The organism is Actinoplanes sp. NPDC051633, from assembly GCF_040681735.1.
Classification (GTDB): domain Bacteria; phylum Actinomycetota; class Actinomycetes; order Mycobacteriales; family Micromonosporaceae; genus Actinoplanes.
In genome coordinates this window covers 1-21,163 of the sequence record NZ_JBFAZH010000010.1, presented here as the reverse complement: position 1 = coordinate 21,163, position 21,163 = coordinate 1, and the positions used below count along the sequence as shown (strand labels likewise).

The 21,163-nt window shown below is 70.7% G+C and carries 20 protein-coding genes and 1 pseudogene; 8 read left to right on the top strand and 13 right to left on the bottom strand.

The genetic code is table 11. The features are described 5' to 3' along the window. Window positions 1-26: 26 nt before the first annotated feature. Both AB0M20_RS01440 and AB0M20_RS01435 read right to left on the bottom strand, forming a co-directional pair. Window positions 27-1,982 carry a glycosyl hydrolase family 28-related protein gene (locus tag AB0M20_RS01440; RefSeq protein WP_364291899.1) on the bottom strand — a complete coding sequence of 652 codons (1,956 nt, stop codon included), beginning with the start codon at window positions 1,980-1,982 and terminating at the stop codon, window positions 27-29. 74 nt (window positions 1,983-2,056) lie between these two features. Continuing rightward, window positions 2,057-2,830, bottom strand: coding sequence for a SigB/SigF/SigG family RNA polymerase sigma factor (locus AB0M20_RS01435; RefSeq protein ID WP_364291896.1), 774 nt, complete (start codon window positions 2,828-2,830; stop codon window positions 2,057-2,059). A gap of 99 nt (window positions 2,831-2,929) precedes the next feature. On the opposite strand from AB0M20_RS01435, the gene AB0M20_RS01430 reads away from it, so the two are divergent. Beyond that, window positions 2,930-4,123 (top strand): HDOD domain-containing protein, encoded by a 1,194-nt coding sequence (locus tag AB0M20_RS01430; protein WP_364291893.1) that lies wholly within the window; start codon window positions 2,930-2,932, stop codon window positions 4,121-4,123. 82 nt (window positions 4,124-4,205) lie between these two features. Further along, window positions 4,206-4,601: a VOC family protein gene (locus AB0M20_RS01425; protein WP_364291890.1), complete on the top strand. Its 396-nt coding sequence runs from the start codon at window positions 4,206-4,208 to the stop codon at window positions 4,599-4,601. Here AB0M20_RS01425 and AB0M20_RS01420 read toward each other — a convergent pair. After that, on the bottom strand, window positions 4,598-6,061 hold the full coding sequence (locus tag AB0M20_RS01420) for a serine/threonine-protein kinase (RefSeq protein WP_364291887.1): 1,464 nt from the start codon (window positions 6,059-6,061) through the stop codon (window positions 4,598-4,600). The two genes, AB0M20_RS01425 and AB0M20_RS01420, sit on opposite strands and share 4 nt — an antisense overlap. 150 nt (window positions 6,062-6,211) lie before the next feature. Here AB0M20_RS01420 and AB0M20_RS01415 point away from each other — a divergent pair, with 150 nt between their 5' ends. Both AB0M20_RS01415 and AB0M20_RS01410 read left to right on the top strand, forming a co-directional pair. After that, window positions 6,212-7,204 carry a Gfo/Idh/MocA family oxidoreductase gene (locus tag AB0M20_RS01415; protein ID WP_364291884.1) on the top strand — a complete coding sequence of 331 codons (993 nt, stop codon included), beginning with the start codon at window positions 6,212-6,214 and terminating at the stop codon, window positions 7,202-7,204. Further along, on the top strand, window positions 7,201-8,034 hold the full coding sequence (locus AB0M20_RS01410; RefSeq protein WP_364291881.1) for a TIM barrel protein: 834 nt from the start codon (window positions 7,201-7,203) through the stop codon (window positions 8,032-8,034). Before AB0M20_RS01415 ends, AB0M20_RS01410 begins: the two co-directional genes overlap by 4 nt. A 223-nt stretch (window positions 8,035-8,257) precedes the next feature. Here the strand turns inward: AB0M20_RS01410 and AB0M20_RS01405 are convergent. The 5 genes and pseudogenes from AB0M20_RS01405 to AB0M20_RS01385 all read right to left on the bottom strand — a co-directional run. Beyond that, window positions 8,258-8,518 (bottom strand): annotated as a pseudogene (locus AB0M20_RS01405) (pyridoxamine 5'-phosphate oxidase family protein); the annotation flags it as partial. Further along, a complete protein-coding gene (locus AB0M20_RS01400) occupies window positions 8,515-9,720 on the bottom strand; it encodes a sigma-70 family RNA polymerase sigma factor (protein WP_364291878.1) in 1,206 nt (401 codons plus the stop codon). The pseudogene AB0M20_RS01405 and the gene AB0M20_RS01400, both read right to left, overlap by 4 nt. Beyond that, entirely contained in the window at window positions 9,720-10,058 is a 339-nt protein-coding gene (locus tag AB0M20_RS01395; RefSeq protein WP_364291875.1) for a YciI family protein, read from the bottom strand. The genes AB0M20_RS01400 and AB0M20_RS01395 overlap by 1 nt, the downstream gene beginning before the upstream one ends. Before the next feature lie 85 nt (window positions 10,059-10,143). Then, window positions 10,144-10,533, bottom strand: coding sequence for a hypothetical protein (locus tag AB0M20_RS01390; protein WP_364291872.1), 390 nt, complete (start codon window positions 10,531-10,533; stop codon window positions 10,144-10,146). A gap of 56 nt (window positions 10,534-10,589) precedes the next feature. Further along, window positions 10,590-11,702, bottom strand: a complete 1,113-nt coding sequence (locus tag AB0M20_RS01385) for a phytanoyl-CoA dioxygenase family protein (protein ID WP_364291870.1) — start codon at window positions 11,700-11,702, stop codon at window positions 10,590-10,592. 72 nt (window positions 11,703-11,774) lie between these two features. Between AB0M20_RS01385 and AB0M20_RS01380 the strand changes: the two genes are divergently transcribed. The 3 genes from AB0M20_RS01380 (at window position 11,775) to ahcY (ending at window position 15,044) form a co-directional block, all read left to right on the top strand. Beyond that, complete coding sequence (locus AB0M20_RS01380; protein WP_364291867.1) at window positions 11,775-12,803, top strand: LacI family DNA-binding transcriptional regulator; 1,029 nt, start codon at window positions 11,775-11,777, stop codon at window positions 12,801-12,803. 37 nt (window positions 12,804-12,840) lie between these two features. Then, complete coding sequence (locus tag AB0M20_RS01375) at window positions 12,841-13,251, top strand: nitroreductase/quinone reductase family protein (protein WP_364291864.1); 411 nt, start codon at window positions 12,841-12,843, stop codon at window positions 13,249-13,251. A 335-nt stretch (window positions 13,252-13,586) separates the two neighbouring features. Further along, window positions 13,587-15,044 carry an adenosylhomocysteinase gene (gene ahcY / locus AB0M20_RS01370; protein WP_364291861.1) on the top strand — a complete coding sequence of 486 codons (1,458 nt, stop codon included), beginning with the start codon at window positions 13,587-13,589 and terminating at the stop codon, window positions 15,042-15,044. On the opposite strand, the gene AB0M20_RS01365 is transcribed toward ahcY, so the two are convergent. Both AB0M20_RS01365 and AB0M20_RS01360 read right to left on the bottom strand, forming a co-directional pair. Beyond that, the gene (locus AB0M20_RS01365) at window positions 15,019-15,798 is read right to left on the bottom strand and encodes an alpha/beta fold hydrolase (RefSeq protein WP_364291858.1); all 780 of its coding nucleotides are present in this window, start codon (window positions 15,796-15,798) and stop codon (window positions 15,019-15,021) included. The two genes, ahcY and AB0M20_RS01365, sit on opposite strands and share 26 nt — an antisense overlap. Then, window positions 15,795-16,295, bottom strand: coding sequence for a MarR family winged helix-turn-helix transcriptional regulator (locus AB0M20_RS01360; RefSeq protein ID WP_364291855.1), 501 nt, complete (start codon window positions 16,293-16,295; stop codon window positions 15,795-15,797). The genes AB0M20_RS01365 and AB0M20_RS01360 overlap by 4 nt, the downstream gene beginning before the upstream one ends. Window positions 16,296-16,369: 74 nt before the next feature. Between AB0M20_RS01360 and AB0M20_RS01355 the strand changes: the two genes are divergently transcribed. Continuing rightward, window positions 16,370-18,013, top strand: coding sequence for a Na+/H+ antiporter (locus tag AB0M20_RS01355; protein ID WP_364291852.1), 1,644 nt, complete (start codon window positions 16,370-16,372; stop codon window positions 18,011-18,013). On the opposite strand, the gene AB0M20_RS01350 is transcribed toward AB0M20_RS01355, so the two are convergent. Genes AB0M20_RS01350 through AB0M20_RS01340 form a run of 3 tightly spaced genes read right to left on the bottom strand, consistent with a single transcriptional unit; the run spans window position 18,010 to window position 21,111 of the window. Further along, on the bottom strand, window positions 18,010-19,602 hold the full coding sequence (locus AB0M20_RS01350; RefSeq protein WP_364291850.1) for an ABC transporter permease: 1,593 nt from the start codon (window positions 19,600-19,602) through the stop codon (window positions 18,010-18,012). The two genes, AB0M20_RS01355 and AB0M20_RS01350, sit on opposite strands and share 4 nt — an antisense overlap. After that, window positions 19,599-20,492, bottom strand: a complete 894-nt coding sequence (locus AB0M20_RS01345; RefSeq protein WP_364291847.1) for an ABC transporter ATP-binding protein — start codon at window positions 20,490-20,492, stop codon at window positions 19,599-19,601. The genes AB0M20_RS01350 and AB0M20_RS01345 overlap by 4 nt, the downstream gene beginning before the upstream one ends. 4 nt (window positions 20,493-20,496) lie before the next feature. Then, window positions 20,497-21,111: a helix-turn-helix domain-containing protein gene (locus tag AB0M20_RS01340; RefSeq protein WP_364291844.1), complete on the bottom strand. Its 615-nt coding sequence runs from the start codon at window positions 21,109-21,111 to the stop codon at window positions 20,497-20,499. Window positions 21,112-21,163 lie beyond the last annotated feature (52 nt).

Sequence of the window (21,163 nt, the reverse complement as noted above, 5' to 3'; positions counted from 1 at the left end):
GGCCGCGGGAAGACATCAAAAAGCGATCACCAGGGGGCGGGCGCGGGTGGCGGGACGACCGTCGGCCGGTCCGCGCAGCTGATCACGTTCGGCAGGTACGGCCCGAGCCAGGCGCCGTCGTTGCCGCCGAGATCGGTGAGCCCGAACTCGGACCCGGCCGGCGTGAAGTGGAACGAGCCGCAGTTGTTGACGCCCTGCGCCCCGATGTTGCGCGCGTCGACGTTCTCGAACGACGCGGACCCCGCGCTGCGCGCGCTCAGCACACTCGTACCCGTGCCGTCGATCCTGACGTCCTTGAACTTGAGACCCTCGATCGAGTACAGGTCCTTCACCCCCCACTCGGACACCAGCATGATCGCGTTGTAGGTGTTGTCGAGGTAGTGGTCGCCGGTCACCCGCACGTCGGCGGCGATGCTGCGGTCGAGGGCGTAGAACCAGATCGCGCCGAGTCCGATGGTCCAGTTCAGGTCGAGCGTCCCGGCGCGGACCGTGGTGTTGCCGGTGAAGTCGAGCCGTCCGGTGAACGGCTCGGCGCCGAACCGGGAGCCGGCGTGCAGGCCGCTGCCCTCGCGCACCGGATCGGCGACCAGGTTGCGGGAGACGGTGTTGTCCCTGCCGCCGTAGATCGCGATGCCGTTCGCCAGGGTGGGGCTCTGCACGGTGTTGTGATCGAAGACGTTGCCGGCATTGGCGATCTTCTCGGACCACATCGCCAGGCCGTCGTCGCCGGTGTTGCGGACGAACACGTCGCGCACGGTCGAGCCGGTCACACCGGTGTGGAAGTTGAGCGCGTCGGCGATCTGGTCGACCACGATGGTGTCGCTGATCGTGGTGTCACGCATCGGCCCGTCGAACCACAGCCCGACCTTGGTGTGCCGGATGTGCAGGCCGCGGATGCTCGAGTCGCTGAGCGCGCCGCCGATGCCGTTGACCTGGTCGGTGTCGATCCGCTCCCGGACGTCGCCCTCGATCGAGAAGCCGGCCAGGTGGACGTTGCTGCTGCCGCCCTCTTTACCGTAGAAACCCACGCCCGTGTGGACCGAGCCGTCCGGAGCCGGCTGCGGCAACGCGACCTCATGCCCCTTGAAGGTGGTGTACCAGTTGCCGGCGCCCTGGATCGTCACGTTGTCGACGATGATGTGCCGGTTGACCTGGAAGGTTCCCGGCGGCACGTAGACCGGCAGGTTGAGTCGCCGGGCCAGTGCGATGGCTCGCTTCAGGGCCGGGGCGGAGTCGCGGCGCCCGGTGGGATCGGCGCCCAGCAGCAGCGCGTTGACCGCCTTCAGGTTGACCACGGGCGCGCCGACCCGCTCGGAGTCGAGCAGGTCGATCACGGTCCACGGGACCGCGGCGGACGCGGTGAGGCGGATGCGGTCACCGGCCCGGTAGGTCCTGGCCAGGCGGAGACGCTGCTCGTCGTAGAACTTCATCGGCCGGAACGGCTTGGCGATCACCGGCGCCGGGGTGGTGGCGGCCGGCACGCACGCGCACTCGGTGATCCACCAGTCGGGGTGCAGCAGGTCGGCCTGGGGGTCGTTGGTGAACGGGTACTGGTTGTAGAGGTACGCGTACTCCGAAGTCAGGGGCATGGTCTTGCGGTCCGTGCCGTTGACCTTCACCTCGAGCGGGGCGCGCAGGCCACCGCCCGCGGGCGCGTCCGGGATGCTGTAGCGCACCGTGATGGCGTTCGCGGCAGCGGGCAGGGTGAACTCGACCCACTGCCCCGGCGCGAGCTTGACGGCCTTACGGCCGGAGGCCTCCGCGGCGAGGGTGTACGCGTTGCGGGCGGTCTGGTCGGTGCCGATCACGACCCCGTTGGTACGTGCGTTCTCCGCCTCCTGCTCGAGGAAGCGGACACTCGCGCCCCGCCCGGAGACAAGTGCCGGGTCGAGGGCCGCGCGGGTGACAGGGGTTATCGCCGGGCTCGGCACGGCCGCGGCGCCGCTGAGCAGGGTGGCAATGAGGACGGAAGCGGGAGACATTGACGAACCATAAAGCCACTGTGATCCGCTTCACAAGCGACTGTCGTCGAATTTCGTCGTTCTGCTGCCTTCTTTCAGTCTTTGCGCAAGTCCTCGCGCAGCTTGGCGAGCGCCTTCGCGATCAGCCGTGACACGTGCATCTGCGAGATGCCCATCTTCTCGGCGATGTCCGACTGCGTCATGTTGCCGTAGAAGCGCAGCGACAAGATGCGCTGCTCGCGCTCGTTGAGCTTGGCCAGCGCCGTGCCGAGGGTCATCCGGATCTCGGTCAGGTAGAACGCGTGATCGTCACCGCCCAGCGTGTCGCCCAGCGACGTCTCGCTGTCCCCGGCCACCGGGGTGCTGAGGCTGGTCGCCGAGTAGGCCCTCGAGCCCTCGAGCCCCTCCAGCACCTCCTCCTCGGTGCGGCCGAGGTGTGCCGCGATGTCCGCCACCGTCGGCGAACGACCGAGCGTGCTGAGCAGCGTGTTGTTCGCCTCGGTGATCGCCATCCGCATCTCCTGCGTGCGCCGCGGCACGCGGACGGCCCAGGTGCGGTCGCGGAAGTGCCGCTTGACCTCGCCGAGCACGGTCGGGATGGCGAAGCCGGCGAAGTCGAAGCCACGCTCCGGGTCGAACCGGTCGATCGCCTTGATCAGGCCGACGGTCGCGGTCTGTATCAAATCGTCGGCGGGCTCGCCGCGCCCGTGGTAGCGCTGCGCCAGGTGCTTGGCGAGCGGCATCCACGCCCGGATCGCCCGGTCGCGCGCGGCGGGCCGGCGCGGGTCGTCGGCCGGCAACACGGCCATGGCATTGATCAGCTCGTCGGCGCTCGTGGGCGCCCCCTCGGTCGAAGTCTTCAGGGACATGCTCTGACAGTAAAACGACTCAGTAAACGACGCAACTTGTCGAGACACATATAACGCTTCTGGTCGAACCGTTCTCAGGTCTGAGGTTTGCGTGCCGATGTGACCGATGTGACCCCCGGCGCCCACCTCGTCCACGTCGGCCGGCAGCCGATCTTCGACGCCGGCGGTGCGGTCGTGGCCTATGAGCTGCTGTTTCGCGGCAGCATGGCGGCGATCGACTCGGGCCGGCAGGACACGTACGCCACGAGCCAGGTGATCGTGAACGCGTTCACCGAGTTCGGTCTCGACGAGGTGGCCGGCGGCAAACCCTGCTTCATCAACCTCACCACCGAATTCCTCACCGGCGACCTGACCCTGCCGTTCGGCCCCGAGCGCGTCGTTCTCGAGGTGCTGGAGACGGTGACCATCGACGACGCGGTGATCGCCGGGATCACGTCGCTCGTCGAGCAGGGCTACCGGGTCGCACTGGACGACTTCGTCCGGGGGTCCGGCCACGAGAGGCTGCTGCCGCTGGCCTCGTACGTGAAGCTCGACCTGCTCGACGGCGACCTCAGCAACCTGGACGAGCTCGTCGCGGAGATCCGCCGGCACCCCGGCGTCCAGATCGTCGCCGAGCGGCTGGAGACCGCCGCCCAGGTGGCGCTGGCCGACCGGCACGGGATGGAGCTGCGCCAGGGCTACGCGCTGAGCCGTCCCCAGGTGCTGTCCACCGCGAGCATCTCGCCGTCGCGGCTCCGCCGGCTCGAGCTGCTCAGCGCGCTCAACGCCCCGGAGTCGAACCTCGACTCGGTCATGTCGATCATCGCCACCGATCCCGCGCTGTCCATGCGCGTGCTGCGGGCCAGCAACTCGGCCGCGGCCGGTGGCGCCGCACGCGTCTCCTCCGTCCGGCAGGCCGTCGTGATGATCGGTCTCGCGCACATCCGGCAGTGGGCGATGCTGATGGTCATCGACGACATCGCCGAGGCCACCGAGGACCAGATGATCGGTGCGCTCACCCGCGCCCGGCTGAGCGAGAACGTTGCGCCGGCGCTGGGCGCCTCACCCGACGCGGCGTTCATGGCCGGGCTGGTCAGCGGCGTGGCGGATCTGCTGGGCACGCCGGCGGCGACGCTGGCCGAGCAGTTGCCGCTGACCGCCGAGGTCTCCGCAGCGCTGGTCGACGGCGCCGGACGGCTGGGCGAGGTGCTGCGGGTCGTGGACGCGTACGACGCGGGCGACGTGGGCGCCCACGACCTGGCGGGCCACTACATGGAGGCCATCCGCTGGTCGACCCGCGCCACGACCCGCTAGGCCGCCGGCCCGGCCGATGTCGAAGACGTGACCTCGGCTCCGACCCTCCGGTGTCAGCCGCTCACCAGGCATCGGAGTGATCATGGAAATCAAGCTCGAACTCGTCCCCGTCCCGGTCGCGGACATCGACCGCGCCAAGGAGTTCTACGCCGACCGGCTCGGATTCGCCGTCGACGTCGATGCGGTGCCGGCGGAGGGCACCCGGGTCGTGCAGCTCACCCCGCCCGGCTCGGCCTGCTCGATCGTGCTCAGCCGGGGCTTCCCCATCCTGGACGAGATGAAGCCGGGCACGGTCCGCGGCGTGCACCTCGTCGTCAACGACATCGAGGAGGCCCGGGCCGAGTTGATCGGCCGGGGCGTGGACGTCGGGAAGGTCGACGACGTCGGCGGCGGCGTGAAGTTCGCCGCGATCACCGACCCGGAGGGAAACGTCTTCGTGCTCCAGGAGATGGCCTGGCGCACCGGCGACGCCTTCTAGCCCTTGCCCTTGCCCTTGCCGCTGTTGCTGCCCGGACCGCTGTTGTCGTTCTTCTCCTTCGGCTTGGGAGCCTTCTTCGCGGGCTCCGGTGGCTTCGGTGGCTTCGGCGCCGTGGCCTTGAACGGGTGTGTGGCCGGCCGGGTGGTCGTCGTGGTTCTGGTCTGGCCCCCCACCGACATCTCGGCCTCGCACACCGTGCCGTTCAGCGTGAAGGCGCCCGGCAACGTGGCCGACCGGCTGTAGCTCGCGTCGAAGCCGGTGCTGACCTTGCGGCCGGTGCCGCTCAGCCGCAGCGACCGGCCCTCCTGCGCCCAGCCGCCGGTCCAGCCCTTGACCAGCTTCTGGCCGGCCGGCAGCTCGAAGGTGAGCCGCCAGCTCGCGGGCGTGGCGGTGTGCGCGAGCGTCACGGCCGTCGAGTACCGTCCGTTGACCGCGCTGCGGATCGCATACCCGACCGTGCAGGTCGGGGCGGCCGCTGCCGCCGCGGGCGGCGCCGCGGCAGCCCTTGTCACCGGCGGCGAGTCGTCCCTCAGGGCGACGAACCCCACCCCGGCCAAAGCTACGGTGACCGCGGCCGCGCCGGCGAGCAGCGCTCCTCGGCGCCGGATGGGGTGGAACCGGATGACCTTGGTGGGCTGGTCGATGGCGGCCAGCAGCGACGGCGGAAGCACCAGGCCGGCGGCGTCGGCGAGCTGACCGGCGACGGCCAGGGCGGTCGGCCGGTCGCCGGGGCGCTTCGACAGGCAGCGGCGCACCAGGGCGGCCACGTCGTGCGGCAGGCCGGGGACCGGAGGCAGGCCGGCCGGGTCGGCGTAGACGTGGGCGCGCAGCATCTGCGTGGTGGTGGACGCGGCCCACGGCAGGCGGCCGGCCAGCATCAGATAGAGGAGCAGGCCGAGGGCGTACACGTCGGTGGCCGGTCGGACCACGCCGCCGCTGATCCGTTCCGGCGCCAGGTACGCGGGCGTGCCGTACACCTCGCCGCCGATGCCGTCGGCCTCGCCGGCGCTCGCCGAGATGCCGAAGTCGACCAGCTTCACGCCCTCCTGGGTGACCATCACGTTGCTCGGCTTCACGTCACGGTGCACGATCCCGCGGGCGTGCGCGGCGCTCAGCGCGTCGGCCACCTGCGCGCCGATCGTCACCGCGCTGCGCCACGGCAGCGGGCCCTTGACCAGCAGATCCGCCAGCGACCGGCCGTCGACCAGCTCCATCACCACGAACGGCAGCCCGGCCTCGGTCTCGCCGAAGTCGTGCACCTCGACCACGTGCGGGTGACGCAGGCGAGCTGCGGCGCGCGCCTCGATGCGGATCCGGTCGAGCAGCATCGGGTCGGCGGCCGTCTCGTGCGACAGCACCTTGACCGCCACCTCGCGATCGAGCACCTCGTCATGCGCACGCCAGACCACCGACATGCCACCGACGCCGAGTTGATCGAGCAGGCGATATCGGTTCGCCACTCTGGTCACCACGGCTGACTTCGATGCCCGCCGCGGGCGTACCCGAAACGGCTGATGCCTTTTTGATGTGAGCGGCCTCTTGTTACGACCTGGTTACCACCCGCATTGTCGGGGTGTGGGTCTTCAGGGAGTCGTCGGAGGGCAGGACTGATGCGTCTCGGACTCATCGGGCTCGGCCGGATCGGCGCCTTCCACGCCGAGACGCTGACCGCGCTGGGCGTCGACCTGGTGGTGCACGACCCGATGCCGGGGCTCGCCGCGTCGTTCGCGGACGCGCGCGACAGTGCGGGCGAGGTGCTCGCCGCCGGCATCGACGGCCTGGTCATCGCGGCCGCCACCGATGCGCACCCGCAACTGATCCTGGCCGGGGTGGAGGCGGGACTGCCGGTCTTCTGCGAGAAGCCGGTGGCCCGCGGCGCGGCCGAGGCCGCCGAGGTGCTGCGGCGCTGCACGGACGCCGGGGCTCAGGTCCGGGTGCAGATCGGCTACAACCGCCGGTTCGACGCCGGGATCGTCCGGGCCCGCGCCGCCGTGCAGAGCGGCGAACTGGGGCGGTTGCACACCGTACGGTCCACGACGATGGATCCGGCCCCACCGCCGGACACCTACCTCGCCGGCTCCGGCGGCATCTTCCGCGACTGCAGCGTGCACGACTTCGACACGATCCGGTTCGTCACCGGGCGCGAGGTGGTCGAGGTGTACGCGACCGGCCACGCCGAGGGCTTCTTCGCGGAGATCGGTGACGCCTCGACCACCGCGGCCGTGCTGACCCTCGACGACGGCACGCTCGCGGTCGTCTCCAACACCCGCTACAACGGCCGGGGCTACGACGTCCGGCTGGAGCTGCACGGCTCGGCGGACAGCATCGCGGCCGGACTGGACGGCCGGTTGCCGATGCGGTCCGCCGAGCCGGGCGTCACCTTTCCCGACCAGGCGCCGCACCACTTCTTCATGGACCGCTTCATCGACGCGTACCGCGCCGAACTGTCGGCCTTCATCGACCTGGTCGCGGGCCGCATCGAGTCGCCGTGCACCGTCGCCGACGCCGTCGAGGCCGGCTGGATCGCCGAGGCCTGCACCCTCTCCCTGCACGAGCACCGCCCGGTGAAGCTGAGCGAGGCCGGACTGAAGGTTGAGCCATGAAGATCGCCGGAGCACCCATCTCCTGGGGTGTCTGCGAGGTTCCGGGGTGGGGACACCAGCTTTCCGCCGAGCGCGTGCTGCGCGAGATGCACGAGGTCGGGCTGACCGCCACCGAGTACGGCCCGGCGGGTTTCCTCCCGCCCGACCCGGGTCCGCTGCTCGCGCGCTACGAGCTGAGCGCGCTCGGCGGCTTCGTGCCCGTCGTGCTCCACGAGGCCGCCAGCCCTTCGTCCATCGTGGATGCCTTCCCGGGCGATGTCCTGGTGCTCGCCGCGGCTACGGGCCGGGACGGGTACGACGAACGACCGGCCCTCGACGGGGCGGGCTGGCGCCGCTTGTTGTCCACCTTGGACGAGTTTCATGACCTGGCCGTGTCGAGAGGCATCCGCGCCGTCCTGCACCCGCACGTCGGCACGATGATCGAGACCGGGCCCGAGGTCGAGCGGGTGCTGGAGGGGTCCCGCATCCCGCTCTGCCTGGACACCGGTCACCTGCTGATCGGCGGCACCGACCCGGCCGTGCTGGCCGCGCACGCCGCCGACCGGATCGCCCACGTGCACGCCAAGGACGTCGACCACTCGATGGCGCGCAAGGTGCGGGCCGGCGACCTCACCTACACCGAGGCCGTGGCCCGCAACATGTACCGGCCGATCGGCGACGGCGACGTGGACTTCGCGGCGGTCGCCGCCGCGCTCGGCAAGCAGGGCTACGACGGCTGGTGGGTCCTCGAGCAGGACACGATTCTGCACGACGAGCCGGCCGGCGAGGGCCCGGTGGCCGACGTGCGGCGCAGCGCCGAGGCGCTGCGCGCGCTCGGCTACCAGGTGTAGCGCGCCTGGGAGTGCGGGTTCTTGCCGAACGACAGGACCTTCTCCGGGCGTACGCCGAAGACGAGTCCGGTGTGTCCCACGCCGTCGTCGAAGGTGTCCGGCCGACCGTGTAGTCCCAGTCGAGCCGCGATTTCCACAGTGCGGCCAGCTCGACCAGCCGGTCGTGGTCGGTCACCCGGACCGCCTCGCCCTCGACGACCACGTCGACGCCCCGGTGCAGCTTCGGCGTGCCGGTGGTGAGCGCAACCCGCGGATTGGCCGCGAGGTTGGCCGACTTCTGCTCCCGGTCGCCGGTGCAGAAGTGCAGCACACCGTCGACCCAGACGGCCGGCATCGGGGTCACGTGCGGGCGGCCGTCCGTGCGGACGGTGGACAGCCAGAAGATCTCCGCCTCGGTGAGGATCCGGTCGACGTCGGCCCAGGGCACCGGCTCGGCGCCGGGTTCACTGAAGTCGCCGTTGAACGTGACGGTCGGCTCGGTCATGTCTCCTCCAACATCTGGTCGGCCCGGTCGAGCAGCGCCCGCCGCTCGGCCGGTGAGTTCGTCAGGCCCGCCGCCTCGCGGAAGAGCAACTCGGCCTTGACCCGATCACCCATCCGAGCGGTCAGTTCGGCCTCGGCCGCGGCCGCGGGGGCGTACCGGTCCAGTACCCCATCCCTGCGGACCGCGCTCAGGATCGCCAGCCCCGCCTCCGGACCGGAGGCGAATCCGTGTGCCACCGCCCGGTTGAGCTGCACCACCGGCGACGGCTGCAGCTCGAACAGAAGGTCGTACCACCGCGCCACCGCCGGCCAGTCGGTCTCCTCGGTGACGTGCTCGGCGGCGATCTGGGCCTGGATCGCGTACGGCCCCGGCCGCAGCTCCGGCAGCAGCGCCCGGGCTTCGGCGATCGCCGCGTGGTCCCACCGCGTCCGGTCCTGTTTGTCCAGGGTGAGCAGGTTGCCGTCGGTGTCCTTGCGAGCATCCCGCCGGGAGTGCTGGAAGAGGCACAGCGCAAGCAGCCCGGCGACCTCCGGCTGGTCCGGCATCAGCCGCCGCAGCAGCCGGGCCAGCCGGATCGCCTCGTCCGCGAACGCCGCGTCGCCGTCCGCGTTGTAGCCCTGCGTGAACAGCAGATAGACCACCGCCAGCACGCCGGGTAGCCGCTCGTGCAGGGCCGGCCCGCTCGGCACCCGGTACGGAATGCCGGCCTTCGCAATCTTGGTCTTCGCCCTGGTCAGCCGCCGGGTCATGGTCGACTCGCCGGTGAGGAACGCCTGCCCGATCTCGGCGGTGGGCACCCCGCAGACCGTGCGCAGGGTGAGCGCGACCCGGGCCTCCAGCGCCAGCGCCGGGTGACAGCAGGTGAAGATGAGCCGCAGCCGGTCGTCCTCCACGTCGTCCTTCCCTTCCGCGGGTGCCACCTCGGCCGGGGTGAGCGCTGCGATCTCGCGTAGCTTGCGCTGCTCGACGGTGATCCGTCGCAGCATGTCGATCGCCCGGTTGCGCGCGACCGTCATCAGCCAGCCGCCGGGGTTGGCCGGCACCCCCGTGGCCGGCCATTTCTCCAGCGCTGCCGCGAGCGCCTCCTGCGCGCAGTCCTCGGCCATCTCCCAGTCCCCGGTCACCCGGATCAGGGTGGCGACGATCCGCCCGTAGGACTCGCGCGCCGCGGCGGCGACGGCCCCCGACGGCGGCTGCGTCATCAGTCGAGCTCCAGGGGGTCGAACGCGCGCAGCTCGATCCGGCCGTTGTAGGCCATCGGGTGCTTACGGGCGATCTCGATGGCCTCGTCCAGGTCCGCGCACTCCAGCACGTCGAACCCGGCGATGACCTCCTTGGTCTCGGCGAACGGCCCGTCGGTGATCAGCAGCTCGCCGCCGCGCACCCGCACGGTGGTGGCGGTGGTCTCCGACGCCAGCCGCTCACCGATCACGTGCTTGCCGTTGCCCTGCAGCTCCGACACCCACTCCTGGATGTCCGGCACCCGCGACTGGTCGGTCTCGGGCTCGGTGTCGGTGCAGACGAACATCATGTACTTCATGGCGTTGACTCCCTCTCGTCTCAGGTGATCTCACCACCGTGACGAGCACGCCGCCGCCAACCGGACACCCCGGCCAGAAAAATCTTCAGTAGTTGCCCAGGGCAGCGACCAGCGCCTTCGCGTTGCGCTGGTCCTGGCGCGGGAAGGTGAGCACCACGCCGTCGCCCCGGGTGCCGAAGGCGATGGCCACCACACTCATGACGGCCATCTTCACGTCCGACAGGATCACCTGGTCACGCGGCACCTCGCCGAGGACCTTCCGGCCCGGGCCGCCGAGGATCCGCTGCGGCAGGAAGATCAGCCGGCGGTCGGTCACCACCACGAACTGCGTCCCGTCGCGGGCCGCGATCTGCTCGCCCAGGCCGCCGCGCGCGAAGGCCCCGATCATCGCCCGGGTCGCCATGATCGGCTCTTCGGCCGGCTGCAGCACCGGCGCGACGATTTCGAAGGCACGCGCCTGAAGCTTCTCGCGCATCGCGGATCCCCCATGGACGACATCGATGATCGCCGAGGAGGATAGCCGACTTCGCCTCAGGAAAGGCGCCGGTTCCGCTGGTCGTGCAGGGCCTTGGTGAAGGTCGCCGCGTCCCAGCGCTCGGCCACCGCCTGCGTCACGAGCTCCGCCTGGGTCTGCGGGGCCAGCCCGCCGATCGGCTGGTCGCGGTCCAGGTTCGTCGGGAACGCGTAGCCCTCGGCCGATGCCGCGATCACGTTCGCCGTGCGGCCCTCGTACCCGAGCAGTGTCGGATAGAGCGCCTCGCACATGGCCGTGCGATCGACGGTCTCCATCGCCCGGCCGAAGGCCGACGAGATCTGCAACAGGTTGGCCATCCGCTGCACGTCCGCCGACCGGTTGGTGCCGGCGCCATGGAAGAGCGCCGGGTTGAAGAACGCGGCGTCCCCCTTGGACAGTGCCAGCTGCACGTAGTTGGCCTCGAAATACTCGGTGAACTCGGGCTGGTGGTAGGCGATGTAGCCGGGCGGGTACTTCTGCGAGTGCGGCAGGTAGAGGGTCGGGCCGGTCTCCACCGGCATGTCCACGTGGGCGACCGCGCCCTGCAGGGTCAACGCCGGCGACAGCAGGTGGATGTGCGACGGGTACCGCACCGCTTGCGCCTGGGACATGAAGCCGAGGTGGTAGTCGCGGTGCGCGACCTGCGCCTCGCCGCCCGGGTTCACCACGTTGACCTGCGAGGTGACCTGATAGCCGGTGCCCAGCCAGGCGTTCGAGATCAGGGCGAGCGTCGGGTTGTCGTAGTAGGCCGCGAACGCCGCGGGGTCGCGTAGCGCGAACTTGTCGAGCGCACCCCACACCCGGTCGTTGGCGCCGGGCTTCGCGAAGTGGTCGCCGCCCACGACGCCGGCCGCCTTCTGGTCCGCGATCAGGCCGGCGAACACTTCGGTGGCGCGGTCGACGACGCCGCCGGCGAACGCGCCGCGGAACACCACGATGCCGGGCCCGTTCATCAGCGCCCCGGCCAGCTCCGATCGAAGCGTTGGGGTGTCGGCCAGGTCGCCCGGATAGATGAGAACGTTCTGGACGACGTCGACGGCGTGCGGATACGCGGATCGATCGGTCTTCTGCTCGACGAGTGCCCGGAAGTCCTCCAGCCGGCAGTCGGCAGCGCTGAACCAGGAAGTCATGACGTCAGGCTATGCGCGGAAGGACCTGTTCAAGCGATTGAGAAGACCTCAAAAAACCATCATTGTGTACGCGTGAAGCACCCGTACCGCATCCGCGAGATCGCCGCCCAGGCCGGGCTCAGCCCGGCGACCGTCGACCGGGTGCTGCACAGCCGCGGCGGCGTCCGGGAGAGCACCGTGCGCGAGGTCAGACAGGCGATCGCCGACCTCGACCGGCAGCAGACGCAGGTCCGGCTGGGCGGTCGCACGTTCATGCTCGATGTGGTGGTGCAGGCGCCGGCCCGGTTCTCGGCGGCGGTCCGCGCGGCCCTCGAGGCCGTGCTGCCGTCGCTGCGCCCGGCGGTGATCCGCTCCCGCTTCCACTTCCTGGACAGCCCGTCGGTCGGCGACCTGGTCGCGGTGCTCGACAAGGTGGCCCGCGCCAAGTCCGACGGCGTGATCCTCAAGGCGCCGGACGAGCCGGAGATCACCGCGGCGGTGGCCCGCCTGCCCATCCCGGTGGTGACGCTGGTCACCGATCTGCCCGGCAGCAAGAGGGTGGCGTACGTGGGGATCGACAACCGGGCCGCGGGCGCTACGGCGGCGTACCTGGTGGAGCAATGGCTGGCCGACCGGGCGGGCGATGTGCTGGTGGTGCGCGGGCACGGATCGTTCCGCGGCGAGGACGAGCGCGAGAGCGGGTTTCGCGCCGAGATGCGGGTGCGGGCGCCGTTGCGCCGCATCCACGAGGTGGTCGACGAGGAGGACCGCGCCGACGCGGTGCACGAGAACACACGGGAGCTGCTGGCCGGCACGCCGTCGGTGCGCGCGGTCTACTCCCTCTACGCGGGCGCGGGCGGCAACGCGGCCGTCGTGAAGGCGTTCGACGCGGTGGGCCGGCGCTACGACGTCTTCGTGGCGCACGACCTCGACGGCGAGAACACGGCGCTGCTGCGGGAGCGCCGCCTGTCGGCGGTGCTGCACCACGACCTGCGCCAGGACATGCGACGGGCGTGCCAGGCGGTGATGCACGCCCGGGGCGCGCTGCCGGGCCGCGCCCGCACCAACCCGTCGGCCATCCAGGTAATCACCCCGCACAACGCCCCGCCGGTCCAGTTCTGAGGCCCGCGGCGCCGGCTCGTGAAGGAGAATCCCCCGCATGCGGTCGCGGAAGTATCGGGTCGTCACCACTCTCGAGCGGGCCAACAACCGGCTCACCCGGGCTGCTCTGCAGCGTGGGATCGCGCCCGGGGCCTATGCGCTGCTCGAGACCACCGGGCGCCGGTCCGGGCAGACGCGGCATACGCCCGTCGGCGACGGGCTCGACGGTGACACGTTCTGGCTGATCGCCGCGCACGGGACGCAGGCCGACTACGTCCGCAACATCCAGGCGGACCCACGCGTGCGGGTCAAGACCGGGCGGCGGTGGCGCAGTGGCACCGCCGTGCTTCTGCCCGATGACGATGCCGCCGCGCGGTCCCGCACGCTGCCGCATCAGTGGGACAAGGCGCTCGGCCGGGTGATGGGCTCGCAGCCGCTGACCGTTCGGATCGATCTTGACCCGGCGTGAACCACGGACCACCCGGGTAATCCGGTCGGCAAGCGAAAAGTGGTAGCCCACGGACGCATTCCGAGGGCAGATGCCTCCGTGGGCTACCACTTTCCGGGGCGCTCTCCGGGCCGGATGGGTGGGGACGGCCTTGCGTTGCAGTCAGGCCGCCCCTTGCGGCGGGACCGGGCTGTGCGCGTACCCGCCGAATTTGGTTTTGAAGTGGATCTTTGATCGCGTTATCGTGGCAGGAGCCGGTCGAGAGGCGCTGCGACGGATCCGTTCGGGTCCGCCACGCTCGGCCTGGTGACGACTGATGACAAGGGCGCCTCCTGAACTAGGGGGTGCCCTTCTCCATGTCCGACAAATTGCAGACCCTGAACGGTGTCGAGTTCGCCGTCGCGAACCTCAGCCTGGCCGAGGCCGGGCGGCATCAGATCCGGCTGGCCGAGCATGAGATGCCCGGGCTCATGTCGATCCGCGCCGAGTACAAGGACGCGCAGCCGCTTCGGGGCGCCCGGATCGCCGGGTCGCTGCACATGACCGTGCAGACCGCCGTGCTGATCGAGACGCTGGTCGACCTCGGCGCCGACGTGCGCTGGGTGTCCTGCAACATCTTCTCGACCCAGGACGAGGCGGCGGCCGCGGTCGTCGTCGGCTCCGGCACCGTTGACGCGCCCGCCGGCACGCCGGTGTTCGCCTGGAAGGGCGAGACGCTCGAGGAGTACTGGTGGTGCACCGAGCGGCTGTTCGAGTTCGCCGGCGGGCAGGGCCCCAACATGATCCTGGACGACGGCGGTGACGCCACCCTGCTCGTGCACAAGGGCGTCGAGTTCGAGGCCGCGGGTGCCGTGCCGCAGGCCACCGAGGCCGACAGCCACGAGTACCGCGTGATCCTGGACACGCTGCGCGGCACGCTCGCCAAGGACCCGCAGCTGTTCACCCGGATCGCGGCCGAGATCCGCGGTGTCACCGAGGAGACGACCACCGGTGTGGCGCGGCTCTACAAGCTGGCCAAGGAGGGCGAGCTGCTCTTCCCGGCGATCAACGTCAACGACGCGGTCACCAAGAGCAAGTTCGACAACAAGTACGGCATCCGCCACTCGCTGGTCGACGGGCTCAACCGCGCGACCGACGTGATGCTCGGCGGCAAGCTGGCCGTGGTCTGCGGATACGGCGACGTCGGCAAGGGCTCCGCGGAGACCCTGCGTGGGCAGGGCGCCCGCGTCGTGGTCACCGAGGTCGACCCGATCTGCGCGCTGCAGGCGGCCATGGACGGCATGCAGGTGGTCCGCCTCGAGGACGTCGTCTCCGAGGCCGACATCTTCATCACCACGACCGGCGGCACCGACATCGTCACCGTCGACCACCTGGCCGCGATGAAGCACAACGCGATCGTCGGCAACGTCGGCCACTTCGACGACGAGATCGACATGGCCGGCCTCGCCAAGGTGCCGGGCATCGAGAAGATCGAGATCAAGCCGCAGGTGCACGAGTGGCGCTTCCCGGACGGTCACTCGGTGATCGTGCTCTCCGAGGGCCGCCTGATGAACCTCGGCAACGCCACCGGCCACCCGAGCTTCGTGATGTCCAACTCGTTCACCAACCAGGCGATGGCCCAGATCGAGCTGTGGACCAAGCCGGGCGAGTACGACAAGCAGGTCTACGTGCTGCCGAAGCACCTGGACGAGAAGGTCGCGCGGCTGCACCTGGACGCGCTCGGCGTGCGGCTCACGACGCTGACCAAGAAGCAGGCCGAATACCTGGGCGTCGACGTCGAGGGCCCGTTCAAGCCGGATCACTACCGGTACTGAGGAAATCCAGCACCAGCTCGTTGAACTCGGCGGGGCGGTCCATGTTCGGCAAATGGGCCGCCCCGTCGATCACGGCCTTGCGCGCGCCCGGGACGCCGGCGACGAACCGGTCGACCATCTCGTGGTGATCCCGCGCGTCCAGCGCGCCGACCACGCCGAGGGCGGGCACCGCGATCTCGCCGAGCCGCTGCCATGAGCCCCGGACGTGGTGTGGCGGCACCGCATCCGGCCGCACATGGTTGGCGACCGTGTCGGTGATCATCTGGCGGCAGCGCGACAGCACCGCCGGGTCGATCGTGTCCCGGTAGGGACCGATCGCGCCCTGCTTGAGGGACAACTCGATCCAGGCCGGCGCGTCGAGCCGCTGCTGCGCCTCGGCGAGCTGCCGCTGGATGTCGAGCATCCACGGGTCGGTGAAGGTCGGCTCGTTGGTGCCGGCGCCGATCACCACCAGATGCGAGACCAGCGACGGATACTCCAGCGCCGTGTCGGTCGCCGCGCCGGCACCCATCGACACGCCGACCAGCGCCGCGCGGGTGATGCCGAGCTTGCCGAGCAGCTCGGCGATGTCGTCGCACTGGCGGAACGGCGTGGTCGGCGTCTCGGACCTCCCATGCCCGCGGGCGTCCACCCTGATCACCCGGTGCCTCCGCTCGAACGCGGGCACCTGGTCGTCCCACATCCGCAGGTCGAGCGCGCCGCCGTGCAGCAGGACCACCGGATGGCCCTGGCCGCTCTCCTCGTAGTGGATCATCGAATCTCCTCTCCCGGACGCGGGCCGGGCGTCGACCAGGCGTGGTCGTCGCCCCGGCGCTGCGCCAGCTCGCGGGTGTGTGCGGTCAGCTTCTGGATCACTCGCACGCACGCCTGGATGTCGGACGGGTCGAGCTGCTCGGCGAGGGAGTCGAGGCCGGCCAGCTCACCCTCGTGGATCTCCGCCCACACCCGCTCACCGGACGGCGTGAGCTCGGCCAGCCGCGACCGCCGGTGCGCCGGGTTGTCGACGAACCGCACGTAGCCCAGCGCGACCGCCGCGTCGGCCAGCCGCTGCACCACCTGCCGGGGCAGCCACAGCGACCGCGCGACCTGGGGCACGGTCTGCGCTCCGTCGGCCAGGCGCTCGAGGACCGCTCGCATCGGCATGGTGACGTCGCGCTCGGTCAGCGCGTCGGCCACCACCTTGGCCGACCACTGATGCAACGGCCGCACGTGCCGCAGCACCTCGTAGAGCAGCTCCCCGGACTCCGACATGACACTTAAGGTGTCATCTTGACACTTCGAGTGTCAATAACAAGTTCGATATCGATCTCCGGAAGAATGGGTGTGTGCATCTCGAGGAGCTCCTGCTGTTTGTCCTGGCCGCGGTCGCCGTCGTGGTGGCGGTGCGGTGGATCAGCGAGCGCACCGGACTGCCGGCGGCGGCGCTGCTCACGCTCACCGGCATCCTGTACGCGTACCTGCCCGGCCCGAACGCGGAGCTGGATCCGGAGCTCATCCTGACCTTCCTGATCCCGCCGCTGCTCTACAACGCCGCGCTGGACTCCTCGCTGATCGACATCCGGCGCAATATGCGCACCGTGATCAGCCTCTCGGTCGGCCTGGTGATCGCCACCTCGCTGCTGATCGGGGCCGGCTTCTCGCTCTGGGTCACCGGCGCGACGCTGGCCGCCGGGGTGGCCCTGGGCGCGGCCGTCGCCCCGCCCGACCCGGTCGCCGCACTGGCCGTCGGGCGCAAGGCCGGGCTGCCCAACAACCTCGTCACCCTGATCCAGGGCGAGGGGCTGCTCAACGACGCGACGGCCCTGACGATCCTGACCGTGGCCGTCGCGGCGTACGAGGGCAAGGGCTTCACCTTCACCAACGCGGTCGGTGTCTTCACGCTGTCGGCCGCCGGCGGCGTGGTCGTCGGCATCGCGCTGGCCTGGGTGGTCCGCCTGCTGCGGCCGCTGCGGACCGATCCGCTGAGCGCCAACGCGATCTCGCTGGCGGCCCCCTTCGTGGCCTACATCGGCGCCGAGTCGATCGAAGTCTCCGGCGTGCTGGCCGTGGTCGTCGCGGGGCTGATCATCGGCCACGACGCCCCGCGGTACGCGACCGGGGCGAGCCGCCTGCAGACCAGCGCGGTCTGGCGGCTGATCGACTTCATGCTCGAGGGCCTGGTGTTCCTGCTGATCGGCCAGCAGCTGCCGACCGTCGTCGACGAGCTCGCCAAGTACCGGACGTCGACCATCGTGATCGCCCTGGGCATCACGCTCGGCGTCGTGCTGCTGCTGCGCCCGCTCTGGCTGGTGCTCACCCAGCTGCTGCCGCGCTCGATGCACACCCGCCTCGGCGGGGAGGACGCGGCCATGGAGGGCGACAGCCCGGCCAGCCGGCGAAAGCGGGAGAAGCCCCTGGGCGCACGCGAGTCGGTCGCGATGAGCTGGGCCGGCACCCGCGGCGTGATCAGCCTGGCGGCGATCTTCACCCTGCCGGTCGGCTTCCCCGACCGCGAACTGCTGCACTTCTGTGCCTTCGTGGTGGTGCTGGTGACGCTGATCGGCCAGGGCCTGACCTTCGGGCCACTGGTACGCAGGCTGGGCCTGCGGGCCAACCAGAACGATCTGGCACGGGAGCGCAACGAGGCCCGGTCGGCGGCGGTGCAGGCGGCGCTCGACCAGCTGAACGACATCCAGCACCAGCAGCACGACCACGTCGAGGATCACGCGATCGAGAACATGCGGCAGCAGCTGGAGATGCGACTCCAGCGCTACCGGAAGCGTCTCGACCTGCTCGACAAGGCCGACTCCGAGACGATGCCGGAGTCACCGCAGTACGAGGCCGCGCTGCGCGTGCGACGGGCGGTCATCGACGCGCAGCGCGACGAGCTGCTGCGGTGGCGGGACGCGGGCCGGTTGACCGACGAAGGCCTGCGCGGCCTGGAGCGCGAGCTCGACCACGAGGAGCGGCTCCTCGACCGCCGGGGTTAGCCGCTGAGGTCGCGGCGGCGCAGCCCGGCCAGGCCCGCGGCGGCCAGCACGACGGCGATCGCCGTCAGGCTCAGCAGCGGCGTCCAGGTGAGCTCGCCGCCGGGCAGGTGCGGCACGTGGGTGAAGGGCGAGATGTCCAGCACCCACTGGTCGAGTCGGAGGGTCGCGCCGACCAGGAGCAGCCCGAGGGACACCGCCACGCCGGCCCAGGCGACCGCGGAGTATCGCGGCAACAGGCCGAAGAGCAGCACGGCGATCGCCGCCAGCACCCAGACCGCCGGGACCTGTGCCATCACGCCGCCGAGGATCCGCGGCAGCCGGCCGGCCACGTCGCCGACCGTCAGGCCGTAGACCAGTCCGCTCGTCAGGCCCTCGGCGGCCAGCGCCGCCGCCGGACCGAGCAGCGAGAACGCCAGGTGCGACGCGGCCCAGCCGAGCCGGCTCGACTGCGTGCTGAGCACCACCTCGGCGTGGCCGGTGGCCTCCTCGTCGCGCAGCCGCAGGGTGGCCTGCACGGCGTAGGTGGCGGCGATGATGCCCACGATCGAGGCGACCGACGCGATGTACGCGTCCGCCAGCGCGTCGGCGCCGCCGATCCGGCTGAAGATCTCCCCCACCGACTTGTTGTCGCCAAGCTGCGTCACGCTCTTGCCGACGCCGCCGAACACCGCACCCAGCGCCGCGAACGCGACCACCCACGCGGCCAGCAGCCCGCGGTGCAGGCGCCACGCCAGCGCGAAGGGCGAGCGCAGCGAGGGGGCGGCGGAGGCCGGACCGAGCCGGCCCGCGAAGATCCCGCCACCGATGTCACGGCGGCCCAGCAGGACCACACCGGCCACCGTGCCGGCGACCGCGAACACCACCGCGAGCACGGCCGGCCAGGCGTCGTTCGCCCCGTACGGGTAGATGTGCTGCAGCCACCCGACCGGGGAGAGCCACGACAGCCAGGTCATCGAGCCGTCACCGATCGCGGAGATGTCCCCGGCCAGCCGCAGGATCCAGGCGATGCCGAGCGCCAGGATGGCGTACCCGCGGGCACTGCGGGCGCTCTCGCTGAGCTGAGCGGTCACGGCGGCGACCCCGGCGAAGACCCAGCCGGCGAGGGTGAACTGCACCCCGAACCAGACCGATCCCCCGGCCGGCGCACCGGCCTGGATCATCGTGCCGGTGACGATCAGGCCGACCACGGCGCACGCCGCGGCGGTCGTGATGAGCGCGGCGGCGAGCTGGGCCTGCCGCCCGAGCACCGTCGCGCCGAGCAGCTCGGTGCGCCCGGCCTCCTCGTTGGTGCGGGTGTGCCGGATGACGGTGAGCAGGGCGAGCAGGCCGATCACCACGGGGATGAACCCGGCCCGCCAGACCACCATCTCGTCGAGGCTGTCGCCGCGCAGCTGGCCGTAGAGCCCGACGAAACCGGCGTTGGAGGCGCTCACCCGCGCGTAGTTGATGCGGTCGGCGTCGGTGGCGAAGAAGCCCTCGAATGCGGAGATGTAACTGAGCGGGAGCAGCCCGATGATGACCACCCACAGCGGCATCAGCACGCGGTCGCGCCGCAGGATCAGCCGGATGAGCTTGCCGGTGCCGGTCATTTCGCGTCCACCCGGTACTGCCGCAGGAACAGCTCCTCCAAGGTGGGCGGCTGGCTGACCAGGCTGCGCACCCCGACCTTGACCAGGGTCTGCAGGGCCGGCTCGAGCGCGTCACCGTCCACATCGAACGCCACGTGCGCGCCGTCGGCGCGCAGGTCGTGCACGCCGGCCAGCGTCGCCAGGCCGTCCGGCGCACCGGTCAGCTCGGCCTTGATCGTGGTGCGGGTCAGGTGTCGCATCTCGTCGAGCGTGCCGGTCTCCACCGCGCGGCCGTCGCGGATGATGGTGAGCCGGTCGCAGAGCGCCTCGACCTCGGACAGGATGTGGCTGGACAGCAGCACCGTCCGGTCGCCGCGCTGCTTCTCCTCGGCGATGACATCACGGAACACCGCCTCCATCAACGGATCCAGCCCGGAGGTCGGCTCGTCGAGGATCAGCAGCTCCACATCGGACGATAGCGCTGCGACCAGCGCCACCTTCTGCCGATTGCCCTTTGAATAGGCCCGGCCCTTCTTGCGCGGGTCGAGCTGGAAGCGCTCTAGCAGGGTGTCGCGGCGCTTGATGTCCAGCCCGCCACGAAGCCGGCCGAGCAGGTCGATCACCTCGCCGCCGCTGAGCGCCGGCCAGAGCGTCACGTCACCCGGCACGTACGCGAGGCGCTTGTGCAGCTCGGTGGCGTCGCGCCAAGGATCGCCGCCGAGCAGGCTCGCGCTGCCGCCGTCGGCGCGCATCAGGCCCAGCAGGATCCGGATGGTCGTGGTCTTCCCGGCGCCGTTCGGGCCCAGGAACCCGTGCACCTCCCCGGTGCGGACGCGCAGGGTGAGCCCGTCCAGCGCCCGGGTCTTACCGAAGGACTTGGTCAGCCCCTCGGCATCGATGGCCTCGGTCATTTGCTTACTCCTCAATTGGATAGAGCGAATCCAGCGCCTTGAGCGCCTGGTCCGCCAGCTCGGGGGTCATGATGGGGCGGCTGAAGATCTCGATCGACGCGCGGACCATGCGGCGGAAGCCGGCCGCGGTTGCCATGTCGTCGCCGAGCACCCGGCCGACCTGATCGCGCATCACGAAGAGACCGATCTTCAACGCGACCATGGTGGCGAGCCACGCCTCGAGGTCGTCGGTCTCGATGTCGGCATGGGCGGCCCAGGTGCGGCCGGACTCCATCGCCATGTCGAACAGCGACGTCGACGGACCATCCATCATGGACTTGACGAGATAGACCTGCAGGCGCAGCGCGGTGGGGTGCAGCGCGCCGAGGACCGTCGGGTCGACCGGCGCGTTGGGGCCCATGAGCTGGTCTCGCAGCTCGTTCATCTTGGCCATCGCGAACTCGTCGCAGGCGTCCCGCAGCCCCTCTTTGGAGCCGAAGTGGTGCCGCAGCAGGCCGGAGGAGACCCCGGCCCGCTCGGCGATGTCACGGATGGTCGCCGTCGCGATCCCGCGCTCGGCGAACAGGTCGATGGCCGCCTCACGGATCCGGGCTCGGGCGGTCAGGTCTTCGCTACTCACGTGTGTAGTGTACTACACGCGTGTGTAGTAGGCGCAAGGGCCGGATTCTGTT

Excerpts from the sequence above, each read along its gene's own strand:
- AB0M20_RS01440 (WP_364291899.1), bottom strand. The coding sequence starts at position 1,982 with ATGTCTCCCGCTTCCGTCCTCATTGCCACCCTGCTCAGCGGCGCCGCG.
- AB0M20_RS01435 (WP_364291896.1), bottom strand. The coding sequence starts at position 2,830 with ATGTCCCTGAAGACTTCGACCGAGGGGGCGCCCACGAGCGCCGACGAG.
- AB0M20_RS01425 (WP_364291890.1), top strand. The coding sequence starts at position 4,206 with ATGGAAATCAAGCTCGAACTCGTCCCCGTCCCGGTCGCGGACATCGAC.
- AB0M20_RS01415 (WP_364291884.1), top strand. The coding sequence starts at position 6,212 with ATGCGTCTCGGACTCATCGGGCTCGGCCGGATCGGCGCCTTCCACGCC.
- AB0M20_RS01410 (WP_364291881.1), top strand. The coding sequence starts at position 7,201 with ATGAAGATCGCCGGAGCACCCATCTCCTGGGGTGTCTGCGAGGTTCCG.
- AB0M20_RS01400 (WP_364291878.1), bottom strand. The coding sequence starts at position 9,720 with ATGACGCAGCCGCCGTCGGGGGCCGTCGCCGCCGCGGCGCGCGAGTCC.
- AB0M20_RS01395 (WP_364291875.1), bottom strand. The coding sequence starts at position 10,058 with ATGAAGTACATGATGTTCGTCTGCACCGACACCGAGCCCGAGACCGAC.
- AB0M20_RS01390 (WP_364291872.1), bottom strand. The coding sequence starts at position 10,533 with ATGCGCGAGAAGCTTCAGGCGCGTGCCTTCGAAATCGTCGCGCCGGTG.
- AB0M20_RS01385 (WP_364291870.1), bottom strand. The coding sequence starts at position 11,702 with ATGACTTCCTGGTTCAGCGCTGCCGACTGCCGGCTGGAGGACTTCCGG.
- AB0M20_RS01375 (WP_364291864.1), top strand. The coding sequence starts at position 12,841 with ATGCGGTCGCGGAAGTATCGGGTCGTCACCACTCTCGAGCGGGCCAAC.
- ahcY (WP_364291861.1), top strand. The coding sequence starts at position 13,587 with ATGTCCGACAAATTGCAGACCCTGAACGGTGTCGAGTTCGCCGTCGCG.
- AB0M20_RS01365 (WP_364291858.1), bottom strand. The coding sequence starts at position 15,798 with ATGATCCACTACGAGGAGAGCGGCCAGGGCCATCCGGTGGTCCTGCTG.
- AB0M20_RS01360 (WP_364291855.1), bottom strand. The coding sequence starts at position 16,295 with ATGTCGGAGTCCGGGGAGCTGCTCTACGAGGTGCTGCGGCACGTGCGG.
- AB0M20_RS01350 (WP_364291850.1), bottom strand. The coding sequence starts at position 19,602 with ATGACCGGCACCGGCAAGCTCATCCGGCTGATCCTGCGGCGCGACCGC.
- AB0M20_RS01345 (WP_364291847.1), bottom strand. The coding sequence starts at position 20,492 with ATGACCGAGGCCATCGATGCCGAGGGGCTGACCAAGTCCTTCGGTAAG.